Annotated in this window: 18 protein-coding genes; 15 read left to right on the top strand and 3 right to left on the bottom strand. The window is 57.3% G+C overall.

The genetic code is table 11. The annotated features are described in order from the left end of the window. Positions 1-148: 148 nt before the first annotated feature. The 13 genes from OZX67_RS00360 to OZX67_RS00300 all read left to right on the top strand — a co-directional run bounded on the left by OZX67_RS00360 (position 149) and on the right by OZX67_RS00300 (position 20,027). Complete coding sequence (locus OZX67_RS00360; RefSeq protein WP_277143094.1) at positions 149-4,144, top strand: BspA family leucine-rich repeat surface protein; 3,996 nt, start codon at positions 149-151, stop codon at positions 4,142-4,144. 72 nt (positions 4,145-4,216) lie between these two features. Then, the gene (locus tag OZX67_RS00355) at positions 4,217-5,968 is read left to right on the top strand and encodes an Eco57I restriction-modification methylase domain-containing protein (RefSeq protein WP_277143091.1); all 1,752 of its coding nucleotides are present in this window, start codon (positions 4,217-4,219) and stop codon (positions 5,966-5,968) included. Beyond that, positions 5,961-6,662 (top strand): PaeR7I family type II restriction endonuclease, encoded by a 702-nt coding sequence (locus OZX67_RS00350; protein ID WP_277143088.1) that lies wholly within the window; start codon positions 5,961-5,963, stop codon positions 6,660-6,662. Before OZX67_RS00355 ends, OZX67_RS00350 begins: the two co-directional genes overlap by 8 nt. Before the next feature lie 203 nt (positions 6,663-6,865). Beyond that, positions 6,866-7,522, top strand: coding sequence for an NUDIX hydrolase (locus OZX67_RS00345; RefSeq protein WP_277143086.1), 657 nt, complete (start codon positions 6,866-6,868; stop codon positions 7,520-7,522). Then, a complete protein-coding gene (locus OZX67_RS00340) occupies positions 7,480-10,437 on the top strand; it encodes a DUF6049 family protein (RefSeq protein ID WP_277143084.1) in 2,958 nt (985 codons plus the stop codon). Before OZX67_RS00345 ends, OZX67_RS00340 begins: the two co-directional genes overlap by 43 nt. Further along, positions 10,434-12,815, top strand: a complete 2,382-nt coding sequence (gene murJ, locus OZX67_RS00335; RefSeq protein WP_277143081.1) for a murein biosynthesis integral membrane protein MurJ — start codon at positions 10,434-10,436, stop codon at positions 12,813-12,815. Before OZX67_RS00340 ends, murJ begins: the two co-directional genes overlap by 4 nt. 69 nt (positions 12,816-12,884) lie before the next feature. Beyond that, entirely contained in the window at positions 12,885-13,502 is a 618-nt protein-coding gene (locus tag OZX67_RS00330; RefSeq protein WP_277143079.1) for a hypothetical protein, read from the top strand. A gap of 182 nt (positions 13,503-13,684) precedes the next feature. Further along, positions 13,685-16,237, top strand: coding sequence for a hypothetical protein (locus OZX67_RS00325; RefSeq protein WP_277143077.1), 2,553 nt, complete (start codon positions 13,685-13,687; stop codon positions 16,235-16,237). 76 nt (positions 16,238-16,313) lie between these two features. Then, complete coding sequence (locus OZX67_RS00320; RefSeq protein ID WP_277143074.1) at positions 16,314-16,583, top strand: hypothetical protein; 270 nt, start codon at positions 16,314-16,316, stop codon at positions 16,581-16,583. After that, complete coding sequence (locus OZX67_RS00315; protein WP_277143072.1) at positions 16,576-16,905, top strand: hypothetical protein; 330 nt, start codon at positions 16,576-16,578, stop codon at positions 16,903-16,905. The genes OZX67_RS00320 and OZX67_RS00315 overlap by 8 nt, the downstream gene beginning before the upstream one ends. Positions 16,906-16,932: 27 nt before the next feature. Then, positions 16,933-17,139, top strand: a complete 207-nt coding sequence (locus tag OZX67_RS00310) for a hypothetical protein (protein WP_277143070.1) — start codon at positions 16,933-16,935, stop codon at positions 17,137-17,139. A gap of 312 nt (positions 17,140-17,451) precedes the next feature. Then, positions 17,452-18,981, top strand: coding sequence for a PLP-dependent aminotransferase family protein (locus OZX67_RS00305; protein WP_277143068.1), 1,530 nt, complete (start codon positions 17,452-17,454; stop codon positions 18,979-18,981). Between the two features lie 14 nt (positions 18,982-18,995). Beyond that, complete coding sequence (locus OZX67_RS00300) at positions 18,996-20,027, top strand: D-alanine--D-alanine ligase (RefSeq protein ID WP_277143066.1); 1,032 nt, start codon at positions 18,996-18,998, stop codon at positions 20,025-20,027. A gap of 403 nt (positions 20,028-20,430) precedes the next feature. Here the strand turns inward: OZX67_RS00300 and OZX67_RS00295 are convergent, their stop codons facing one another. After that, positions 20,431-21,198 (bottom strand): rhomboid family intramembrane serine protease, encoded by a 768-nt coding sequence (locus OZX67_RS00295; protein WP_277143064.1) that lies wholly within the window; start codon positions 21,196-21,198, stop codon positions 20,431-20,433. Positions 21,199-21,529: 331 nt separating this feature from the next. Between OZX67_RS00295 and OZX67_RS00290 the strand changes: the two genes are divergently transcribed. Then, entirely contained in the window at positions 21,530-21,745 is a 216-nt protein-coding gene (locus OZX67_RS00290) for a hypothetical protein (protein ID WP_277143061.1), read from the top strand. 285 nt (positions 21,746-22,030) lie between these two features. Continuing rightward, the gene (locus OZX67_RS00285; RefSeq protein ID WP_277143059.1) at positions 22,031-22,447 is read left to right on the top strand and encodes a sterol carrier family protein; all 417 of its coding nucleotides are present in this window, start codon (positions 22,031-22,033) and stop codon (positions 22,445-22,447) included. 54 nt (positions 22,448-22,501) lie between these two features. Here OZX67_RS00285 and OZX67_RS00280 read toward each other — a convergent pair whose 3' ends face one another. Together OZX67_RS00280 and OZX67_RS00275 are read right to left on the bottom strand one after the other, a co-directional pair. Continuing rightward, positions 22,502-23,335: an amino acid ABC transporter permease gene (locus OZX67_RS00280; protein WP_277143057.1), complete on the bottom strand. Its 834-nt coding sequence runs from the start codon at positions 23,333-23,335 to the stop codon at positions 22,502-22,504. Beyond that, complete coding sequence (locus tag OZX67_RS00275) at positions 23,326-24,009, bottom strand: amino acid ABC transporter permease (RefSeq protein WP_277143054.1); 684 nt, start codon at positions 24,007-24,009, stop codon at positions 23,326-23,328. The genes OZX67_RS00280 and OZX67_RS00275 overlap by 10 nt, the downstream gene beginning before the upstream one ends. Positions 24,010-24,080: the final 71 nt, after the last annotated feature.

Below are 24,080 nucleotides of genomic sequence, written 5' to 3'. Positions count from 1 at the left end.
CCCACAAACAAGGTAATATAAAAGGCGCATATTGATTATCTAATTTACTGGAAAGAAGTATGCCGGCCGACGAACGGCGAGGGCAAAAGTGCTCGCGATGACGCATGAAACGGGCACGAGACCAAAGAAGGAAGAAGGGAGCAAAACGATGCGCAATGCATTCAAGGCGATAGGGGCGGCCCTCGTTTGCGCTCTTTCCTTCAGCCCCGCGCTGACCCAGACGGCTATGGCCAACACCCTGCCCGCCGCCTTGACGCAGCCGAGTTCCGAGCAACAGAAAGCCAACCCAGCACCGTCAACGCCCAATGCAGAAAGCACCGACGCCGCGGATCCGGCTCAGACTTCTGCGGACGATCCTTCGAAAACCCCTGGCCAGAATCCGCCAAGCCAAACTGCAGCCGACCAAACCTCACCAAGCGAAGCTAAACCAAACGCAACCTCATCCAGTCAATCTCCATCCATCGCATCCAAACCAAGCAGCACTGAGTCAAATCATCTGGAAAGCGGCACCGTTCCATCGAAAACTAAACCGAACCAAAATGGGGAAGCTGCAGATGCTGCGTCATCTGCACAACGCAAGAATGCAGACGAATCAGCTAGCGACAGCCAAACACAAGACAAACAAAACGACACCGCTGTAACAACGAGCCCAGAAGAAAACCCCAAACAGCAAGCAACTGTGGGGCCACAGAGTAGCTGTGCTCCCGTTCCAAGTCAGCGATGGGGAGACAGCGACGTTACGTGGTCAATCGACGCCAGCTGCACCCTCCACATCTCCGGAGGCACGTCGCCGGACATCCGGCCAGAGGATGGTACAACACACATCCCATGGATCAAAGATGACTCCAATTCAACCTATGTCTCGTACAGAACCCAAATAACCGCCGTCAGCATCGAAGGCAACCTGACCGTTACTGCCACAAAAGAAGCACAATATCTGGGCACGTACCCTAACGACTACTGCACGGGCCTTTTTTCAGTGAACAAACTAAGCCAGTTTTCGATTACCACAGGTGCGGCCCTTACCCTGAAAGACTCAGCCGCAGCTTACATGTTCTCCAAATGCGGCAGTCTCACCGGCCTCAACCTCACCAACTTCAACACCAGCAAAGTCACCAACATGAGCTACATGTTCTACTACTGCAGCAGTCTCACCGGCCTCAACCTCAGCAACTTCGACACCAGCAACGTCACCGACATGAGCGGCATGTTCGCCGTCTGCCTTTCCCTCAGCAGCCTCAACCTCAGCAACTTCGACACCAGCAACGTCACCAACATGAGCGACATGTTCGGCAACTACGCCCTCAGCAGCCTCAACCTCAGCAACTTCGATACCAGCAACGTCACCGACATGAGCGGCATGTTCGAAAACTGCAGCAACCTCACCAGCCTCAACCTCACCAACTTCAACACCACCAAGGTCGCCGACATGCACGGCATGTTCAACGGCTGCAGCAACCTCACCAGCCTCAACCTCACCAACTTCAACACCACCAACACCACCGACATGAGCCGCATGTTCAGCTTCTGCAGCAACCTCACCAGCCTCAACCTCAGCAACTTCAACACCAGCAACGTCACCAACATGAACAGCATGTTCTACGGCTGCACCGGACTCACCAACCTCAACCTCACCAACTTCAACACCACCAACACCACCAACATGAGCAACATGTTCAGAGGCTGCGACAGACTCGCCACCCTTGTTCTGGGGTTGAAAACGAAAATAGACTCTGATACTCGTCTTCGCGACGCTAATTGGACACGCATGTATGGGAGCCCGAACCCGGCAAAAACCGGCATCACAACCGATCAGCTTTACACGGAGACACAGCAAGGGCATGCACAAGGCACCTACGTGGTCAACGGCGGGCTGAGTTCTGCATCCTACACGCTTAGATTCAACCTCAACGGGGGAAGCGGTACCACGCCTCAAGTCCTGTCCGGCACCACGGGAAGCACGGTCACCCTCCCCCAATTCACCGGAATCAGCAGAAACGGCTACGCGGCAACGTCATGGAACACCCAACCCGACGGCAACGGATCCGACTACCAGGCCGGCAGCACCTTCTACCCGGCCGCAGGCTATACCACACTCTACGTGAAATGGGTGCACAGCTGCACGCCCGTCGGAAGCACGCCGTGGGGCGACAGCGACGTCCGCTGGTCGATCGACGCCGGCTGCACCCTCCACATCTCCGGTGGCACCTCGCCCGACATCAGGCGACATGACGAGGTAACCAACACCGACATCACCGACATCCCCTGGGTAACCAACGACACCTACCGAAGCGAAATCGCCAAAGTCATCATCGAAGGCAACCTAACCGTCAAAGCAACAAAAGAAGCAAAACCTCAGGGTTCAGCCCCTAACGACTACTACACCGGCCTTTTCGCCTCAATGAGCAATCTGGGACAGTTCTCGCTCGCCCCCAGCGCAACTCTTTCTCTGCAAGACCAAGCCGCAGCTTACATGTTCTACTTCTGCCGCAGCCTCACCAATCTCGACCTCAGCAACCTCAACACCACCAACGTCACCAACATGAGCAGCATGTTCTACAACTGCAACAGACTCACCAGCCTCAACCTCAGCAACCTCAACACCACCAACGTCACCAACATGAGCAGCATGTTCTCCAGCTGCACCAGTCTCACCAGCCTCAACCTCTCCAAGTTCGACACCAGCAACGTCACCAACATGAGCAACATGTTCTCCATGTGCAGCAGCCTCACCAGCCTCGACCTCTCCAAGTTCGATACCAGCAAAGTCACCGACATGAGCAGTATGTTCTACAACATGAGAACACTGACTACCCTCGATCTCACAGGCTGGGACACCAGCAAAGTCACCGACATGAGCTATATGTTTGCCGGCATACCTCTTGCTACGCTCGATCTGTCCGAGTGGGACACCGGCAGCGTCAGCACTATGAACAGCATGTTCTACAACATGAGAATGCTGACTAAGCTCAATCTCACAGGCTGGGACACCAGCAAAGTCACCGACATGAGCTGTATGTTCAAAAACTTGCAGACGCTCTCCGTCCTTGACCTATCTGGATTCGACACCAGCAGCGTCATCGCTATGAATGACATGTTTTACAGCTCACCAAACCTCTCCACTCTTGATTTATCAAGCTGGGACACCAGCAACGTTCAAAACATGCAAAATATGTTCAGCTATGTAAGCAACCTTAAAACGCTTGACTTATCTGGCTGGGACACCGGCAACGTCACCAACATGGATCAAATGTTCTACACGACGAACAACTTGAAACGCATTAGCATCGGAGCAAAAACAAAATTAAGTAATGCAACAAACAATAATGTTTCTTTGTACAACGCGACATGGTACAGGCTTTCTGGAAACGGCAACCAAGCAACAGCCCCCTCTTATACTTCTCCTAATCTTATCGCGGCTTCGCAAAACCCAGGAGGCGCGGCAGGTACATATGTCACGACGTTAAGCATGCCATTCACTGTGCTATTTGATGCCAATGGAGGCAGCGGAACCATTCCAAATATAACCGGGACTACGGGAACCGGAATAGGCAATAGCATAATCATTCCCACCGGCAATGCACTCGTTGCAAAACCCGGTTGCACATTCCTTTCGTGGAATACCAGAAGGGACGGCAACGGTATTACATATCACATGGGGGACAGGATGTATCCCGCGGATGGCACGACTGTTCTCTATGCACGCTGGTCAAATGATGGCGTCCCACCATTTATTGCAATGAGTAAAAATACATTCCGTACTGATGAGGCTATTTCTGGAACTGTTTACGAACATGAGGGCGGCCCTGCCGAAGCATACGACATCATCACCATCACTTGGCCCAATGGCATGACCAGCAAAGTGACGAGCGACGCAGACGGCACATGGTCATTCAGGAAATCGGCAAGCTCCACGCACGGCACGGGAAGCGCGTCCATTACTGCCAAGGATCTGGACGGCAATGTCAGCACAGCCGTAAGCATCACTATCAAAGACCCGGCGACTCCCGACACAGTCTCCAGCGTTCCGTTTACAGGCGGGCATGGGCAGAACTTCCCGATTGTGCTCATCATCTTCGGCATCATCGGGGCGTGCGCCACCTCCGTCTTCCTCAACCGCAATAGGTACAGGAACCGTTCCTGAGCTAAGTGATGTCAGCCCGATTCCGGCCGGTTTTGTGCCGTTTGTTATGCCGTTACCCTACCTGCAGTTCTTTTGCACTTAGATCTGCTGGGTTCCATAAGTATGGCAATTCATACTCAAGTTTTCTCTACGTCTTGCCTTGATTCCTACCTGAGACCTATAGTTGAAACGGATTGCAATGAAAGGCGGTGGCTCATGGCTCAAGGCAGCAAAATCTATACCAAACCATGGGTCGTCGACTTTATTTTGGATTTGGTTGGCTATGACGACAAACATGACATCCTATCCAAATGTATTGTGGAACCCTCCTGCGGAGAAGGCTCATTTACTTCACAGATCATCGATCGACTATGTAATGCGACGGAACAACAAAAAGGTTCCCTCTCTTGGCAGCAGCTTTCGCGTTGCCTCAGAGCCTATGATCTCGACCCGGTTGCCCTCAAAAAAGCCCAAGAAGGAGCGGCAAAGATTCTGGCCGAGCACGGCTGCCCAGCTTCCGTCGCAACCAACCTTATAAATTCTTGGTTCATCTGCGCGGATTTCCTGCTGACCGACGCTCCAGCATGCGACTGGGTGGTAGGCAACCCTCCCTATATCAGATCCGTATCAATCAACCGCCAAAAGCGCGAAGCCTACGTAAAGGCATTGCCCTGTATGAGCGCCGGATGCGACCTCTATATCGGCTTCTTCGACAAGGGGCTTTCATTACTCAACGACGGCGGCACATTGGGCTTCATCTGCTCGGATCATTGGATGCAAAACGCCTACGGACGCAAGCTGCGCGCCGAACTCAACCGAGACAATGACCTGTTTGGCTCCGCTTTCAACCTGACCCGCCATATTCGGATGTACGGTGTCGACGCCTTTGCCTCCGAAGTCGACGCCTACCCTGCCATTACAACCATCACCAAGCAGCGCCGAAACGATTCCTTTGCATATGTCTCTTGCGAGAGCGATTTCTCATATGCGGACATCCCTTCTTTGCACGCTTGGCTCGAACACCCTTCAGCCGATAAACCGGCTCCACATTGCTCGGGTGCTGTGTTGGAAAAACCGTCGGGCGATAGGGTTTTCTCTTTGGGGAATGCCGAAGATGTCGCTTTCGTGCATGAAGCCGTCGACCGGTATCCGCAACTGGTCGAAGCTGCTGGCATCGGCATCGGGATTGCAACCGGCTGCGACGACATCTTCCTGACCGAAAACCCAAATATCGTTGAGCCGTCACGCCTTTTGCCACTGTTTTATATGCGAGACTACCGGCGCGGCCAAAGCGACAGACAACGTTGGCTCATCAATCCATGGAGTAAAAACGGCGACCTCGTTACGTTGAGCAAATACCCGAGACTGAAAGCGTATTACGAAGCGCACCGCACTCGTCTCGAACGCAGGCACATAGCACGAAAGAATGAGGCTGAATGGTATCGCACCATCGACAAACCGAAATTCGATTTGCTCTCTCGCCCACTGCTTCTGCTGCCTGATCTCGCAGCCCACCCGGATCCCATTCTTTCCGAAGGCAAATATCCTCACCACAATTGCTATTGGATAGACTCGGATATCTGGGATTTGGAAGTGTTGGGCGGCTTGCTGATGAGCCGGCAAACACAGATGTTCATTGACACGTTGGGCGTGAAAATGAGGGGAAATACGCTGCGTTTCCAAGCCCAATATCTGAAGCTGCTTCACATACCGGAATATGACGACCTCTCGCCAGAAATACGGAACGGCCTACGTCTCGCTTTCCGCGAGCGCAACCGCGACAAGGCTTCTACTTACACCCAAGCCGCATACAAGGCAACAAGAAACGAGAAACATCATGCGTGACGACGTAAAGGCTGCGGTCCTCGGAGTCTATACCGCCATCGACGAAGCGAAAGAACAACAGGAAACACACGGGCAAGCCGACCAAGGCAATCGCGAAGGTATCACTTCTGGAAAGCATCTCGATAAGCTCGCTGAGTTGATTGCAGATGATCTCGTCAAAAAGGGCTTTGATAAAGACGGGATACATATAAAACGCGGGGAACTGTCCATACCCGGTTGGTTCCGCCCCACAAAAGCCTGGGATATTGTTGCTTTCCACGAGAATGAACTCGTTGCAGCCGTTGAATTGAAAACCATCAACAGCTCCTTTGGCAACAACGCGAATAACCGCGTGGAAGAATCGCTCGGTTCAGCTGTGGACGCTCAAACCGCCAGCTCCGAAAATCTTTTAGGCAACAGCGCAGTTCCGCCTGCTTTGGGCTACGTCATGCTTGTCCGCGATTGCGAGGATAGCCGAAAAATTACAAAGCCCAAAAGCAAGTTTTATTCCATTGATCAAGTTTTTAATAATAAGTCTTATCTCGATCGATTCCAGATTCTTTGCACCAGACTTCGCCAAAAGAACATGTACAATGCGGTATGGCTGGCATTTGTGAACCCTGAAAAGGGAACGGTAGAAGAGCCTTCGAAGGATTTGACCTATGAAAAATTTATCGCGACTTTGAAGGCTTCCAACGATATTCGCTGTGCGTAATGGCGAAATTGCAGATGCAAGAATTTTAGCGTTCCTAGGCTATCCCGTAACTTGTTCACGAATCAGATAAGCCGGACCAAAAGTATTAACGAGTGAAAATGCCAATTCAAAGCGCTAGGTCTCCTGAACCCGATTCCGGCCGGTTTTGTGCCGTTTGCTATCCCGTTACCCTACCTGCACATCCTTCTGAGTAAGCTGGAGGTATGATTACGCCCGCAGACCTGGCCCGCATGATGGCCAACGCCTCGGGCGACCATGCCCAAAACGAGGACAGGCAAGACAAACTCCTTTATACTTCCGAGTCCGAAGGGCATATCGTCCGCTTCATCGAGCCGGACGGGGCACCGACACCGAAGATGATGCCGCACCATCGCGCCACCCACGGGCCGATGAAATTCGCGACGCTCGACGCCCAGGAACTGCCCGTGGCACGCGAATATTCAGCCGGCGGCTTGATTTTCGATACCCATAACCGTGTCGCGCTGATCGCACGCCATTCCCGCAGCGGACACCTCGAATGGTGCCTGCCGAAAGGTCATATCGAAAAAGGGGAGACGCCGGAAGAGACCGCCGTACGCGAGGTACACGAGGAAACCGGGATTTTGGGCGAAGTCATCGATTCCATCGCCACCATCGACTATTGGTTCACCGGCCAGTCCGAGCGCGTCCACAAGCTGGTCCATCACTTTGCATTACGTCAAATCGGCGGCAGCCTGACCGTGGAAGGCGACCCCGACCATGAAGCGGAAGACGCAATCTGGGTGGATTTCGATGACCTTGACCGCGTGCTGAGCTATCCTAACGAACGTAAAATCGCGTGGCTTTACGCCAAGAAACTGAACAGGCAGGCAGAAGGTTGAAACGCTCGCACACCTGCGTCGCACGCGCCGATGCGCAACACAGGCAATCGCTGATCCGCAATCGGATTTCGGCGATTGTTTCGTCCGCCATAGCCTTGCTTTGCGCGTCCGCCCTCGTTTTCTCGCCGAATACCGCATTCGCCGCAGACCCGGCAGAAACGACCCCACCTTCCGGCAGCACTTCGGAACCCGGCGATACCGGCACGTCGCAAACCCCCGCCTCGCCTTCCACGCCAAACGACGATACCAATACGGAACCGGCAAAACCAGCCGTTCCAAGCCAACCGGCTCCATCGCAGCCAAACGGAACATTAAAAGGGCAAACACCGAACCTGCAGACGACCACGACGCCGCGCTCCTCAAATAATTCATCATCTTCCTCAAGGCGTTCAACGCAAAACAGCACCGGCAACAGTTCCCAAGACAACTCGGCCCCCAGCGTGCAGGACACCGACGGCGCGGAAAAAGAAGCCGAAGTCACCGTTGCCGCCTCAACCCCTGTGGTCACCTCGAATTCCGGCTACCACCTGAGCGTGGCCATCAAAAACCTGAGTGACGACGCGCTGCCGGCGGGCACATTGAGCGTGGCCGTCAACGATTATTACACCTTCGCCTCGCGTTCGGACCTGCAGCAGTGGGCGCAGGGAAATTCGCGGATCCAGGTGCCCAACCAAATCGGGCAGGCCAGCGTCCCGACAATCGCAAAAGGCGAGAAAACCAGCGTCACCATCGACGCGAACCCGGACCAGCCGAGCCTGAAAAACATGCTTTCGTGGGGGCCGAAACCGGTGCGTATCGATTATTCGTTCGTTCGGGATACGACGGGCAACGGCAACACTTCCTCAAAATCGGGGAACAACTATTTCAATACCACCCACACCTTCCTGACGCGTTCCACCGACGGCCTCAAAACGGCAGGCACACCGCCGATGGATATCACCATCGCCCTGCCGCTCACGAGCGACGGCTGGCAGATTGACGGCGAAAAACTCGCACAATTCATGACCGCGGGGGAGAACGATACCAGCAAAATCGTCAATACCCACAGGCTTTCGCAGGCCGCCGAGCAGCTGGTCAACAAGCATCCCGGCCTGCAGGTGATCACCGATCCGACGCTGGCGCAAAGCCTTCCCGTACCGCCGAAATCCAGCGGAATCATGCAGTCCGGCGATTTCGATATCACCGCGTATTCCGCCATCAACGACGGCAGCGCTTACGAAAAAGCCGGGATTGCAGCCAAAGACTGGAACGCGGAAACGGGGCTCAAGGAATACCGCGACGCCTTGGGCGACGGCAACGCCAATGCGCCGGCTTACGCCTGGCCGGGGCGCGGGCAGTGGACAATGGCCTCGCTGGAAACGGCCAGAGCACAGGGGTATTCCACCGTCATCGCGCCGGATGCGACGGGCGCTGGCGACAGCAACACCAATTCCACCATCCGCACCGGCAAATACATCGTGCACACTCCGGCCGGCGACGTCACCGTGCTCACCGGGCAGGACGAGCTGAGCCGCCTGGCGCAAGGCAAGGCGACCGACAAAACCGTGGACGGGGAATCAAGCCCCGCCGGCCGGCTCGCGCGCTTCATGGCCCAAAGCGCCTTCTACCAGATGGAAAGCCCCTACGCCACGCGCAACCTGCTGATCTGCTTCGACAACGAAACCGCGAATTCCGAAAGCAACGCGATGGACGCGGATACTTTGATGCAGACTGTGGAGCAGGCGCCGTGGCTCAAGCTGAGCAATATGGGCGATCTCGACCAGGCCAAAGCCTATCTTTCCGCGGAAAAGGCCACCACGCTGGTTCCCGATTCGCCCAACATCCGCGCTTCCACGTTGAAGAATATCCGGCAGACGCTTGCCACGCTCACGGCAAGCAAAAACGACATCGACCGGTTCAAATCATCTATTCTCGATGAATCTTCTTCCGATTCGTCTTCCAATTCACCGTCCGATTCATCCTCCAATTCGTCCTCGTCGGGGAATTCCAGCGATTCAAGTAATTCCGGAGCATCGAAAACGCAAGGCGGGCAAAACGGCTCATCGAGCGCCAAATCGGGGGCGGGAGCCAGTTCCAGTTCCGGCTCGGCCACAGGTTCAGGGTCAGGGTCAGGGTCAAGCTCGAGCGCAGGAAGCGCCTCGGCTTCAGGCCAGTCCGGAAACTCCTCCAAAACCAGCGGTTCCGACAAATCAAGTAATACAAATAATTCCGGAAACACTTCTTCCTCCTCGTCTTCGAATACCAACGGCGGCAACGGAAACAACGGCAACAACCCACTCACCGGCAACTCCAACGATGCCAACGGCGGCAAAACAGACACCGGCGACGCGCAATCCCTCGCCCGCCAAGATGCCGACACCACGGCGAAACGCTCGAAGAACGGCTGCGACTGGATCGCCGCCATCGCCTCGATGCAAAACTCCATCGCCCTGCACGCGCTTTCCAGCAACAACACCGTTGCCAAACGCATGGGCGCGAGCGCCCAGAACCTCGCCGCCCAACTGATGGACGGCATCAAAATCACCCCTTCGGAATCCATCACCGTCTTAAGCGAGTCGGCGAAAATGCCGGTGACGGTGAGCAACAACCACCCTTACCCGGTCACGGTGAAAGTCTCTTCGCTTTCCGATTCGATGGAAATTGTTACGACACGTTTCGTGACGCTTTCCATCCCCGCCCGCAGCGAAGCCCAGACCACGTTCAATGTGCGCGTTTCGACCTCCGGCACGGCCACCGCGCACCTCGCGCTCACCGACCGCAGGGGAGACGACTTCTCCACCCCGCAATCGACACGCATCACCAGCACCTTGCGTTTGAGCGACATGAGCGGCATGATTTTCATTGCCATCGCGCTGGTCCTCGGCGCGCTCGGCCTGTGGCGCCAATTTAACCGTAAGAAAGATCCTGACGAATGAGTTCTTCTGTAGGTCATAATTCGATGGTTATGGCCGTGGGCACGGCCGCGAGCCGCGTCACCGGTCAGATTCGCACCATCTTGCTTGCCGCCGCTCTTGGTACCACCGGGCTGGCGGCGAACGCCTATCAGGCCGGCTCAACCATTCCGCAGGTCATCTTCACGCTCGTTTCCGGCGGCATCTTCAACGCCGTGCTTGTTCCGCAGATCGTACGGACGCTCAAGGCCAAGGACGCCGAAGACCGGCTCAACAAGCTCATCACCTTCGCCATCGTTTTGCTCGCCGGGGTCACCGCGCTCGTCGCGGCGCTCACCCCGCTTCTGGTGCGGCTTTACGTGCACGCCGGTCCGGATATGCTCGCGCTTTCCACCTCCTTCACCTTCTGGTGCGTCCCGCAGATCTTCTTCTACGGGCTTTACACGGTCATCGGCCAGATTTTGGCGGCGAAAGACCATTTCGGCACCTACGCGTGGAGCTCGGTGGGCGCCAACGTCATCAGCTGCATCGGTTTCACGGTGTTCATCTTCGTGTTCGGCCGCTCAAGCCACCAGCCGCTCGGCTACTGGACCGCCGGCAAAATGGCGCTGACCGCCGGAACGTGGACGCTCGGCGTGGCCTTCCAGGCGCTGATTCTGTTCGTTCCGCTCTTCCGCATCGGCATTCATTACCGCCCGAGCTGGGGGATACGCGGCATCGGCCTGCGCTCGATGGGTTCCGTGGCGGCATGGAGCCTCGGCATCGTCGTGGCCGGGCAGATCTCGAACATCGTCAATACCCGCGTGCTCACCAGCATCCCCGGGAAAGCCGCCGCAGCGCAGCACTTGAGCCAGTTCGACGTCGCCGGCAACGCCTCGTACCAGAACGCGTACACCATTTACATCCTGCCGTATTCGCTGATTGCCGTCTCCGTGGCCACGGCCGTTTTCCCCAAAATCGCGCAGGCCATCGCCGACCGCAACATCGACGCCGCGCGCGGCGACCTCAGCGAATCCCTGCGCAACGTATGGCTGATGATGTGCTTCTTCACCGTCGCCTTCGTCGTGATGCCCACGCCGATTGCGCTGGCCCTGCTTCCCAGCGTCAGCGTCAAGGAAGCCGTGCTGATGGCAGCACCGATGAGTCTGCTCTCGCTGAGCCTGCCGATTTCCTCGGCCTACCTGCTCATCCAGCGCACGTTCTACGGCTTCGAGGACGGCTACCATCCATTCCTGTTCGTCGTCATCCAAAACGTCATACAAATCGGCATTCTGCTGGTCGGCTGCCTCTTCATCTCGCCTTCGAACTGGGCCTCATTGCTCGCGTTCTCAAGCGCGGCCGGCTATATTCTCTCGTTCCCGACGCTGCTGGTGATGATCCGCAAACGTTTCGATGGCAATATCGACGGCAAGCGCATCACCGCGACCTACACCAAGGGCATCATCGCCACGCTGATCGCCATCGCCGGCGGGCTGTTGCTGCGCTACCCGGTCTACGCGCTGTTCCATTCGGACATCGAGCCGGGCTCGGGCGTGCGCGGCGGGCACATGAACTGGTTCCAGGCCGTTGGCGTCTGCTGCGTGCTGGCCATCGTCATCATCCTGCTTTACGTGGGTACGCTGTGGGTGCTGCGTACGCACGAATTGATGCCCATCGCCCGCTCGCTTGCCGGCAAATTCGGCATCAAACTCCCTGGCGGGGCTGACGCTCGCGGTCGCGTAAACGATAATGGTAATGGAAACGGCAACGATAACGGTAGCGGCAGCACTGCCAATGACAGCAACGACAACGGCGGCACCAACACCAGCGGCAATGCCAACCGGAACGTCAGCGATAACGGCAACCGGAACGCCAGCGGCAACGGCACCACACGGTCTGTCCGAAGCAGCGCGCACACCGCCGACGGCTTCAGCCAAATCATCAACGGCACCCAATCCGACGCCGGCCCAGCCAACCTCACCTCCTCCGACGCCGGCTCGGCCGACCTCACCTCCTCCGACGCCACCTCAGCCAACCTCACCTCCTCCGACGCCACCTCAGCCAACCTCACGCCGGCCGAGCGCAACTTCGCGCGTACGGAGGAAATCGAAGACGCGGGCATTCCCGGCAATTTCGGCGTACCGGACGAACCGGATGTGCCGCAAACGGACGAAACGAACGATTCGGATAATCCAGACAATTCCGACGATTCGGATAATTCAGACAATTCAAACAATTCAAACAATTCCGACTTATCACAAACGAATAATGCGAATAATTGGGGCACGAACCAAACAGGGAAGCCCGAAATGTTGCAAGAAACAAGGATCAACGATTCGCCTGTTGCGCCCCGTGGCGCTACAGTAGGGGGTATGCCCACCACGAACGTCGATTCCCCAGATACCGAAAAGAAGGGCTTCTAGATTTTGGAAGACAAATTTCCTTTCGGCGTAGGCCGCGCACGTCATTATAATCCGATAGGTTTCAACCCTTTGAAGAGCATTTCATTGGGCGTTGGCCAGTCGGATGACCATCCGTTGAGCACCGGTTCAACGGATGGCGATATCCTGCGCGTCAATCCGTCAATCGGCGAGGAAACGAGCGGTCTTCCCGAAGCTGCGCCAACGTTACCAAACGCCGGGGCCTCGGCCGATACTGTGGAAGCCGAAAACCAAAACCCCTTGCTGGATTTCAGGATATCGGACGATCTGACGTTCTCTTCCATTTCCGCACGTTCAACATCAAGGGACGCAGACGGGACGGAGCTTCCCTCCCTTCCCATCGAACCCATCAATTCCGGCGATGGCTCTTACAACGAGCGCCCCGCCTCCCAGATCAAGCCGCTTTTCGGCTCCGCGAACGTGCCGGCACGCCACGCCGAGGCCAAGGCCGACGCCGAAACCTCCGAAGCCGAAACCTCCGAAGCCGGAGACGGAGACGGCAACGCCGAACCCCCAACCCCCGCCGAATCAGACACCAGGCTTTCGGCCTCAGCCGATAAATTTGCCTGGCTTACCGCAGAGTCGCTCGGTCTGCCGTCGATGGCCGAAAACTACAAAATAACCTTGAAAGAGGAAATTTCCAAGACCGCCCGTCACCGCGCGCGCTGAGCCGGCAGAAATCTGGCATAACGCAAAAATCCGATGCACTACAAACCGCGAGTTTTCCGCCAAATCGACACGAAACCTTGCCACAAAAAATTTCACCCCGGCTACGGCCATGGATAGAATAAAAGGGGCGATTTGTCGCCTGATATTTTTTACATTCGTTTGCGGGTAGGGTCGAGGACATTATGAAGCCACAGCTGGGAGATATCGTCATCAGCAGATATACGTTGGTGTCGCCGCTGCGTAGCATACCCGGGCTTGAGGCGTGGAAGGCCAACGACCGCATTCTCGCGCGCGACTGCCAGCTTTTCATCGTCACCGACAAGGCCGCGATTCCCAGCTTCGAGGCAATCGCGTCGACGCTCACCCTCTCGCGCAACCCGCATTTCACGCAGGTCATCCAGATGCAGCACGTCGGCGAGATTCCCGTGCTCATCACCCGTCTCGACCAAGGGCTTTCGCTTAATAATTTCATCGGCCACGGCTCGCGCAGACTTGGCTACGAAGCCATGCGCTCCATCATCGCCGAGGCCGCCGACGGCATGGAAACGCTGCTGCGCGACGACCTGAAGATGAAGGCCCTGAGCACCGACATCGTGCGCATCACCTCAAAAGGCGTTCAGATCGCCGATGCCCCGCTTGAAGCGATGTTCGTCAGCAACCCCAAAACGCAACATTTGCAGCCGGAAATGCTCGCGGTCAACGAACTTGCCCTGCTGCTTTACGCCATGCTCACCGGCGAATGGACTTCGGAAATCAAGGATTTCGACCTTTCCGCCATTCCGGAAGACACTCCGGAGGAACTGCGCATCATCTGCGAACGCGGGCTGCCCATTACCGATGTGGACGGAAGCCCGACCCTTTCGATGGTCTCCCTAGCCGAGCTTGTCGCATTGCTCGGTGCGGTCAAGCCTTTGGCGGAACTTCCCCCAAGCGAGGTGAGACGGCCGAATTCCGACGGCGAGGCTTCCGTTTTGAGGCTTGCGGTGCGCAGGGCACGGCCGGGCAATCTGCTTGATTTCCCGCAGAACCTTTCGACCAACCAGCTGCAGTTCCGTGCGCGTCAGGCCGCGAGCGCCGCGGAATCGGCCGCAGCGAAGGGCGCTGCCACCGCTGCGGGGGCCGGCGCTCTGGCCAATGCGGCACAAAAGCAAACGGGGGCAGCGGCCTCGAATGCCGGGGCTTCCAGGGCTTCCGCGGTTCCCGCCGCCGCTGCAGGCCGGCCTGGTGCAAAACCGGTAAAGGCCGGTTCCCCGAACCAAACGAAAGCCTCCGGACGTGCGGGTGTTGCCGGAACCGCGAACGCCAACCCCGCTTCTGGCAACACTGCTTCTCGCAACGCAGCGACCGCTTCAAAGACGGCATCGTCGCAACATGGTACGGCACCGTCGCCGAACAAACGCACCGCGCCAGGCGCGTCAACCGCTTCAGCCCTTCCCATGCCTTCGGGCGCTGCCGCAGCCAATAACGCCAAGGGCAACCCCGCCGGGGCGCAGGGCACGAATCCGGGCGAACCCGCTCAAGACAAATCCTCAAAATGGTGGCGTCAGCGCGGCAAGTCCGGCAGCAATCAGCCCAAGCCTTCCGACGATTTGACCAACGCCGCAGCCCCGCGCATGGATCTGCACGATCTGGCCGCAGCGGAAATGGCGGACGCTTTCAAATCCTTCGATTCGACCGCCGACGATTCCATTTTCCCGGATTTCGACCAGAACACGGTGCAGACCACCAACCCGACGATGCAATTCGACTTCGCCATGAAGGGCAACCCCGCTGCGCCGCACGACACCACTCCCGGCAACCGCACCGAGGCGACGGGCCGCATTCCGCTGCTCGACGCCAACGGGAATTTCATCGAACCAGGGCATGAATCGGCTCAGGCGCTTCAGGCCGAACAAGAGGCCATCGACGCGGCCAACCCGGTCATCACCCCGCCGAGCTTCACCCCTCAGCAGCAGACCCAGCAGCAATCCGCCAACCCGACCGGCGACGACATCGCCGACACCCCGTTGCTCGGCAAGCTCACCACCAAAGTCGTGGCCATCATCGCCGTCATCGTGCTGATTCTCGCGGCTGCAGGCGTCGCCGCGTACGTGCTGACCGACCACAACAACAAAGGCAACGGCAGCTACCAGCAATCCAGCTCCGACCCGTGGCCGAACATGAACCTCAACAAGGTGCCGTTCGGCGCGCAGGGCAACGGCGCCAACAGCGAGGATCAGGGCTCGGGTAATTCCGGCAACTCCGACACCTCCGGCAAGCAGAACGGCGGTTCTTCGACCGACTCTTCAAACGGCGCGTCCGGCGGGTCTTCTTCCAAGTCGGAAGCCGGCTCCGGCTCCGGTTCGAAACTGATAACCGCCGACAAGATCGCCAACGCCGTGCCAGCGCCATCGATCCCGGTGAACAACACCCCGCTGACCATCGACAAGCAGGAATTCTACCGCCAGCCAGCCGGACAGAACGGCCTAGCGTATTACATGCATGTGAGCCAGCCCGCGGACGTCACCCGATTCGTGGTCCAGATCCGCACTTCCGGCGGCACGGGCTATCTCATCGCCAACACCACGCAGGACCCGAACGCCGGCCAGCAGGTCGCGCAGTTCACGTTCGACCAGAGCGGCACCACCGAGGTCAAGCTGCAGAAGCCCGTCAAGTCGCAGGACTTCCTGCTCTGGGTGCCGATGGACTCCCTGCCCAACCACTCCCTCTACATCAACCACGTCCAGCTGTTCTAAAGGCTCGCATCCGTGATACATCATTTGAATTTCAGTATTTTTAAATTAAGTCCCAAAATATGGTACTATATTAATCATGATTGAATGTGAGGATTCAGCGTACAAGCACTGGCTCACACAGCCGCAAATCGACTACGTGTTCCGCCATCCTGTCGCCATGTTCGAAGTGTCTTCACGCAATCCAGGGGATCGGGTCATGGCGATGCTCGGTTACCCGGACGAATCCGAGGAGCGTCGTGTGGAGATTCTGGTTTCCGCGCGAACACGAAAGGTGTTCCACGCCATGGATTGTCGTCCGGAATGGATAAGCCGCTTCGCAGAGCACGAAAGAGGAAACAATGACTAAGAGCCCACAAAACAATAAGACCAAATGGGAAGAAATCTCAGACAGCTACGCGCAAACGACGCCCGAGACAATCGGTCCGGTACTTCATCCCCACCGGGAAATCACCATGGACGACCTCAATGACATCTTTGCCGGTCGCCCTTTGGTTGACAGCCCACGTGAAAAAGCCACCGTCATGCGTAAGACCTACCTCACAGAGACTTTGGACAAAAGTGTACGGCAGCAGGCCAAACGCGAGAACCTAGGCATTAGCGCCTTCATACGCAAGGCGATAGCCACATATCTCAACGGCACACGCTCAACCGGCATACAGACGGCATGAGAAGCAATAACGGAGGCATCCACAGTCATGACTCAGAAATTCGTCGAAGACCAGGAGATTGCTTTCTGCCTACGGCCCTCCGCATCGTTCAACCCGAACCAAGCAACCACCAAAGCCATGCGATACGCACAGGAAAGAGCCGGCGGGAAAGTGCCCGACGACTCACCGACGTTTACCAACGCAGCAGATGCCATGGCTTATCTGAACCAAAAGGCCGACCATAGTTCAGTTTAAGACCCGAATCCAATCATTCGTCTCGTGCTCATTGACGGGCACAACCCAATTCCCCCCAGTACCACTGCAATAAGGGATTGTAGTTACGCTGATACGCCAACCTTTTTTGCTTAACATCTTCATTAACGCCTAAACAAAGATACGCTATACGAACCGCCGGAAGCGTGTTGAAGCGGTGCCGGTTTTTCGCGGGTGTTTACGCGGCGAGCGATGGCGACTAAAGTCTGCTTCTATATTGTTTAAACGCGCGAAATCTGTTTGGAAAGCGGAGCTCGTTTGAAGCGGGGCCGCAACCGAAGAAAGGGATGGTTGATGTCTGAGACCAAGAACATTTCCGGAAAACCGAACGAGGGGAAAGGCAGCGGTTTGAATGCGAGCGCGAATGCGGCGAACGCCGGGAACGACGCCACCGCCGCCAAAGCCGAAGACGCCAAAGCGCGGAAACAAGCAGGGAAAACGGCACAGATACCAAGCGCGTCGGAAGTCAACGGCACGAAGGCAACAGGTTCAACGGCATCGGGCGCGAAAACCACGGAGTCCAAGGTCTTCAAGAACGACCCGTGGTACGGCTCCTACGCGGCCCGTGCCGACAATATGCGTGCCTCCGAGATCCGGGCCTTGTTCGCCACCGCCTCGCGTCCGGACGTCGTTTCGCTGGCCGGCGGCATGCCGTATCTGGAATACCTGCCGTTCAAGGAGCTTTCGCAGCTTATCGCCAAGATGCTCGTCGATAAGGGCGATGTGGCCTGGCAGTACGGCTCGGCGCAGGGCGACCCGCATCTGCGCGAGGACGTGCTGCAAATCATGGAGCTTGAGGGCATCACGGACGTGCAGCCCGACGACGTGGTGATTTCCAACGGTTCGCAGAACGCCATCGATCTGGTCACACGCATCATGTGCGACCCGGGGGATGTGGTGATTGCCGAAGCCCCGAACTACGTGGGCGCACTCGGCGTCTTCTCGTCCTTCCAGGTCGACGTGGTCAACGCGCAGACCGACAAGGACGGGCTCATCCCCGAATCGTTCGAGGAGACCATCAAGGCCCAGCTTGCGTCCGGCAAAAAGGTCAAGTTCCTCTATACCGTGCCCAATTTCCACAACCCCGCCGGCGTGACGATGAGTGTCGAGCGCCGTCCGCGCATCATCGAGATCGCGCGCAAATACCACGTGCTTATCGTGGAGGATAATCCTTACGGCCTGCTCGGTTTCGACGGCCAGACCTACCCCGCGCTGCGTTCGATGGACGCCGAGAACGTGGTCTACCTTTCCAGCTTCTCCAAGATCATCGCGCCGGGCATGCGCATCGCGTGGATCGTGGCGCCTCCGGGAATCCGCAAGAAGCTCATTCTGGCCAACGAGGCGTCGATCCTCTGCCCGCCGAACATGAGCCAGATGACCATCACCACCTACCTCGACAACTTCGACTGGAAGCATCAGATCAGCCAGTACCGCGGCATGTACAAGGAACGTTGCGACACCATGGACGCGGCGCTGCGCGAGTACTTGCCGTACTGCTCGTGGAACAAGCCCAAGGGCGGCTTCTACATCTGGCTGAAGATTCCTGAGGGCTTGAATTCCAAGGAAATGCTGCCTCGCGCCATCACCGCGAAAGTCGCCTACGTGGCCGGCACCGGCTTCTATCTCGACGGCAGCGGCACGCACCACATGCGCCTTTCGTTCTGCTATCCGACGCCGGACAAGATCACGCTGGGCATCAAGCGTCTCGCGGGCGTGATGAACAACGAGCTCAAGACCGCCGAACTCTTCGGCACCGCATCGGCCGACGCGGACGCGCGTCACGACAGTCGCACCACCACAAATAAGACGGATAAGAAAGACTGAAGGAGCATTCCATTATGGCAAAGCACATCAAAGCCACGAAGCACGCAGCCACAATAAAAGACCACGCTCCCATCGACCGCGCCGCCACCAAGGTGCTCGTCATCTGCGGCGGCATGAGCCACGAGCGCGACGTCTCGCTTTCCAGCGGTCATCGCGTCGGCGGCTACCTTGAAGAGGCCGGCTGGAACGTCGCCACGCACGATATGGACAGCGAGCTGCTGCCGTACCTGAGCGACCCCAAAACCCGCCCCGACATCGTCTGGCCACTGCTGCACGGCGCCAACGGCGAGGACGGCTCGATCCGCGACATCCTCGAAATGGAAGGACTACCGTATATCGGCTCGCGCGCGAAGGCCTCGCGCACCGCCTGGAGCAAGCCCATCGCCAAGAACGTGGTGCGCAAGCTCGGCGGGCTTTCAACCCCGGTTTCGGTCGCGCTGCCCGAATCGACGTTCCGCGAGCTCGGTGCGAAGAAAGTGGTCGATTTGCTGGTTTCCTCACTCAAGTTGCCGCTTTTCGTCAAGCCGACCCAAGGCGGATCCGCGATGGGCTGCACCCGCGTCGACAAGGCGTCAGAGCTGCCGCAAGCGATGGTGAAGAGCTTTGCGTACAGCGACGTCGCGTTGGTGGAGCAGGCCGTCACCGGCACCGAAATTTCCGTATCCGTGCTGGAAATCGACGGGGAACCGCTCGTCCTGCCGCCGCTGGAAGTGGCCACGCCCGACGGCGACTACGATTACGAAGCCCGCGTGACCCCCGGCCCCACGGATTTCTACGTCCCCGCGCGTCTGCCGGAAGACGTTCTCGAGGCGGCTCAAGAAGCGGCTTTGACCGCGCACAATACGCTGAGCCTGCGAGACATCTCCCGCACCGACTTCATCGTCGACGAGTCCGGCACCCCGCAGTTCCTCGAATCGAACGTGGCCCCCGGCATGACCGCGACCTCGCAACTCCCGCAGGCCGCCATCGCCGCCGGTTACAGCCTGTCCGACCTCTACTCGCAGCTGGTCGAGTCCGTTCTGCGCCAGCATCGCGCGGATAAGTAAGGGATAAACAGACAGGAAATCCCCTATCCGACAACCATCCCGCGTCAGCAAGGTGCAATCTGGCCATGTTCAGGTTGCACCTTTCGTGTATTACGTCAAAAAGGTGCACTTTACCCCAGCCAAAACGCACCTTTTCAACACCACTGTCGGAAAAGTGCACTTTACCTTCGCCCAAACGCACGTTTTTGACGGCACCGTCAGAAAAATGCACCCTATCCACACTAAAACGCACCTTTTGCACACCACCGTCAAAAAAGCGCACCACACCCCAGCCAAAACGCACGTTTTTGACGGCACCGCCAAAAAGCGCACCACACCCACGCTAAAGTGCACTTTTCAACACCAACGTCAGGAAAACGCCTAACTGACGCCTACAGCTACCGGCTAGGCCGGGCGTACGCGTTTACGGCAGGTTGAGCTGTTGCCCAGCTTGCTCTAGCCTGATCACCCACGACGGCGTCAGCACCACCGCCAAAGCCACCAGCAGCACCGCAAGAATCAACCCGTAAACCAGCGTGCGCACCCACAACGGACGGCGACGCAGTGCGGGAATCCCGTCAAGCAGCAACCAGCCCAGCACCAGGCCGACCACAAACCCGCCGACATGAGCCTGCCACCCCACACCCGGGATGAACAGCGGCATCGCGAAATTGATGGCGATGCACACCAGCATCGCACGGATGTCGGTATGCGTACGCCTGAAAACCAAAAGCAAAACCGCAAAAAGACCGAACAGGCCACCGGAAGCACCGTACCCGCCCGTAGCCCAATCATGGGTGAAATAGCTGGATACAATCATGCCGTCGGCCGCGCCAAGCCCGCAAACCATATAGACCCCGAGGAAACACCAATGCCCGAGCAGCCCCTCCAAATACGGCCCTATGGCGATCAACGTGAGCATATTGCAGAGCACGTGCAGCACATTGGGGGCGTGCATGAACATCGACGTCAGCCACGTCCAAGGCTTCAAAAGCGCCAAACCTGGGATGAACGACCAATCGTAAAGCATGGTATTGTAATCCTGCGTAGAAGCTAGTTTACAGAGCACTTCTACAAGCCACACCACCACGCAGATGACAACGATTGTCCACGTAAACACCGGTCCGTTGGACTTCCATTGGTATCGTAGTTTTCGATACACAAGCTGAAGGTCGCTGTTCTCATTGGTCATTGTTGCATTTTATCGATTGACAGGTACAAAACCGATTGCGGCGTCTTACACTTTCCCTGTATTTCCAACGCTTTTCGCCTTTCAATACTTTTCCAGAACCATTACGGCAGATTCAGCCATCTCGCTTTTGTCTTTATAGGATATATTATTTTCCAGTCTTTTATATAATCCATCGCAAAGCCACACCTTCAAAAACCTTGATTCCCATATCAATAAACCTTGAACTTTTTGGTTTTCTTCAGGCTTTCCACTCAATTGTCACAGAACATCGGCTAGGATAGAAGCAACGTTGGCTTGGACGCGCAAGCCGGCACTTAAGAAAGGAGCCGTCATGGAGAACAAGTCTTCTAACGGTTGGAAGTTCTTTGCGCTGCTCTTCGGCGGTCTGCTCGCTGCAGTCGTCGGTCTCTATATGTACAAGCAGCAGAACCCCGACTATGATCCGTGGGAAGAGCCGTGGGAAAACAGCTCTTCGCCAGTCGATTTGGGTCTTGATAAGGAAGCCGATTCGAAGCCCGAAGAGGGTTCGGAAGCCGCTACCGACTGACCTTTATTTATTTTATTATCCAGAACCGTCGCATTGCCTTGGCGCTAGTGCGGCGGTTTTGTTATGCCTACCTCCGTCCACAAAAAGAGACATGGGAAACAACTGACTGGCTATTGCCATTCACGCCGTTCCGTCCACAAGGTGGGGGACGGGAAAAACGACCGACCAGGTATTGCCTTTCATCTTCTTCCGTCCACAAGGTGCAGGACAAGAGAAAAGCGACCGACCGAGTATTGCCATTGCCTTTCATTTCCTTCCGTCCATAACGCGAGGGACGATGACGCTATGGCAGCGATACGGGAACAGGATATTTCGAAGGGCATGGCGGCGCTGGACCAGTGGCGCAAAGCGGCGGACACGCATCGCGGAGAACCGCTTGAGGCGAGACTCACGTTTTCACCAGACGGCCTGCCGCGCAACACTTGGGCGATGGCCGTGCGGTATTCGCTCTATCTTTTGGAAAACAAGGCTCCCGGCCCCGGCGTCGAAGTCCGCGTGGCACCTTGGGGAGCGGTGAAAATCCTAGACGGGCCGGCTTCGGACCCGCATAATCTCACCCCACCCGACGTCATCGAACTCGACCCTGACGTATGGTTGCGCTTGGCGTGCGGCCTGACCTCATGGGCCGAAGAGAAGGACGCCGGCCGGGTCACTGCGGTGGGCGAGCGCGACGATTTAACCGCACTGTTACCACTAGATTGAAAATCGAGTGTCCATTTTTTGACTACAACCCAAAAGCGTCCACAACTTCAAGCATCAGACCTCAAAATCGAGGCCAAGCCGGTCGGAAAGCCAGCGCGCGAACCACGAAATCGCATAATTGATAAGCACATAGATAATGGACGTCACCAAATAGACCGGCAGCAAGCTGTTGTAGTTGGCGATGAGCACCTTCGTGTTCTGCATCATCTCGGGGTAGGTGACCACGTAGCCGAAGGTCGTGTCCTTGACGACCACAACGAGCTGGGCGACCATGGTCGGCACCACGATGCGGAACATCTGCGGCAGGACGACGGACTGGTACATCTGCCAGCGGGTGAGGCCCAGCGAAAGTGCGGCCTCCTTCTGCCCGATCGGCACAGCCTCGACGCCCGAGCGGAAGACCTCGGCGAGCACGGCGGAGGCGTAGCTGGCCACGGGAATGACGACCATCCAGTAGGTGCTCATATGGATGCCGAACTGCGCCGGCACAAGGAAGAAGAAGTAAATGAAGAGCAGGGTCGGGGTTCCGCGCACGAACTCGATGACGGCGGTGCAAAGCCAGCGAATCGGCGCAACGCCGGACATGCGCCCGAACATCAGCACCAGGCCGCACACCAGCCCGATCGCGCCTGCACCAAACGCCGCACGCAATGTACCGATGAGGCCCATTCCGAGGAATCCCCAGACCTTCGGGTCGCCGAAAAGGCTCCAATACATGGGCGCGAATTGCCCATTGATATACAACCGATAAACCACCCACGCGAGCAACGCCAGCAGCACGGCGACGGCCACGGCGGTACCCACGGCGATGCGACGCTTGGTACGCGGCCCGCCAACCTCAAACAGCGCGGCCTCGGTGGGACTTAACGATCTCGATTTCACCGACATAGCGCCACCTTCTTCTCGAGGAACCGGCCAAACCCGGCGATCACCAAGCCCGTGCACACATAGAACAGCGCGGCGACGAAGAAGGTGGGGATGCCGAGCGCGTCTTTGGTGTTGATCTGGTTGACCAGGCCCGTGAGCTCGGTGTGGGCCAGCGGCACCATCGCGCCGATCGAGGAGCTGACAATCACCGAGATGAAGAGAGTAACCATCGGCTGCACCACCGTGCGCAGCGCCTGCGGCATGATGATGGAACTGACGATGTCGAAGAACGTGAGGCCAAGCGACCGGGCGGCCTCCACCTGGCCCGGGTCGATGGCGTTGATGCCGCTACGCAGGGCGTCGCAGCCGAACGCCGAAGCCACGAGGATGAGCGTAACGATAACGCTGGGCTCGTAGTCGATCACCAGCCCGACCTCAGGCAACGCGAAGACAATGAAAATAAGGAGCGCAAGCACCGGGATGTTACGGAAGACCTCGACATAGAACGAGACTGCGGCGCGCAGCGGGGGAATGGGGCTGACACGCAGCATGGTGAGCACGAACGCGAGCGCCAGGCCACCAAGGAACGAGAGCACGCCGATGCGCAGCGCGACCCCGTAACTGGAGACATACTGCCAGCCATAGTGGGCGAGGAGGTAAACCAGCGACCCCCATAACGATTGATGTGTGGCCATATCCGCCCTTCTTCACCATCCCTGTTCACGATGCGTCGGTTTGCGCGCACGCTCTCGCGCATCCAGCCGTT

This window comes from Bifidobacterium sp. ESL0728 (assembly GCF_029392015.1).
Taxonomy (GTDB): domain Bacteria; phylum Actinomycetota; class Actinomycetes; order Actinomycetales; family Bifidobacteriaceae; genus Bifidobacterium.
This window is presented reverse-complemented; position numbering and strand designations above follow the sequence as displayed.

What these genes read in the sequence shown, in the direction of transcription:
- OZX67_RS00360 (WP_277143094.1), top strand. Translation starts at nt 149, where the DNA reads ATGCGCAATGCATTCAAGGCGATAGGGGCGGCCCTCGTTTGCGCTCTT.
- OZX67_RS00350 (WP_277143088.1), top strand. Translation starts at nt 5,961, where the DNA reads ATGCGTGACGACGTAAAGGCTGCGGTCCTCGGAGTCTATACCGCCATC.
- OZX67_RS00345 (WP_277143086.1), top strand. Translation starts at nt 6,866, where the DNA reads ATGATTACGCCCGCAGACCTGGCCCGCATGATGGCCAACGCCTCGGGC.
- murJ (WP_277143081.1), top strand. Translation starts at nt 10,434, where the DNA reads ATGAGTTCTTCTGTAGGTCATAATTCGATGGTTATGGCCGTGGGCACG.
- OZX67_RS00325 (WP_277143077.1), top strand. Translation starts at nt 13,685, where the DNA reads ATGAAGCCACAGCTGGGAGATATCGTCATCAGCAGATATACGTTGGTG.
- OZX67_RS00320 (WP_277143074.1), top strand. Translation starts at nt 16,314, where the DNA reads ATGATTGAATGTGAGGATTCAGCGTACAAGCACTGGCTCACACAGCCG.
- OZX67_RS00315 (WP_277143072.1), top strand. Translation starts at nt 16,576, where the DNA reads ATGACTAAGAGCCCACAAAACAATAAGACCAAATGGGAAGAAATCTCA.
- OZX67_RS00310 (WP_277143070.1), top strand. Translation starts at nt 16,933, where the DNA reads ATGACTCAGAAATTCGTCGAAGACCAGGAGATTGCTTTCTGCCTACGG.
- OZX67_RS00305 (WP_277143068.1), top strand. Translation starts at nt 17,452, where the DNA reads ATGTCTGAGACCAAGAACATTTCCGGAAAACCGAACGAGGGGAAAGGC.
- OZX67_RS00300 (WP_277143066.1), top strand. Translation starts at nt 18,996, where the DNA reads ATGGCAAAGCACATCAAAGCCACGAAGCACGCAGCCACAATAAAAGAC.
- OZX67_RS00295 (WP_277143064.1), bottom strand. Translation starts at nt 21,198, where the DNA reads ATGACCAATGAGAACAGCGACCTTCAGCTTGTGTATCGAAAACTACGA.
- OZX67_RS00290 (WP_277143061.1), top strand. Translation starts at nt 21,530, where the DNA reads ATGGAGAACAAGTCTTCTAACGGTTGGAAGTTCTTTGCGCTGCTCTTC.
- OZX67_RS00285 (WP_277143059.1), top strand. Translation starts at nt 22,031, where the DNA reads ATGGCAGCGATACGGGAACAGGATATTTCGAAGGGCATGGCGGCGCTG.
- OZX67_RS00280 (WP_277143057.1), bottom strand. Translation starts at nt 23,335, where the DNA reads ATGTCGGTGAAATCGAGATCGTTAAGTCCCACCGAGGCCGCGCTGTTT.
- OZX67_RS00275 (WP_277143054.1), bottom strand. Translation starts at nt 24,009, where the DNA reads ATGGCCACACATCAATCGTTATGGGGGTCGCTGGTTTACCTCCTCGCC.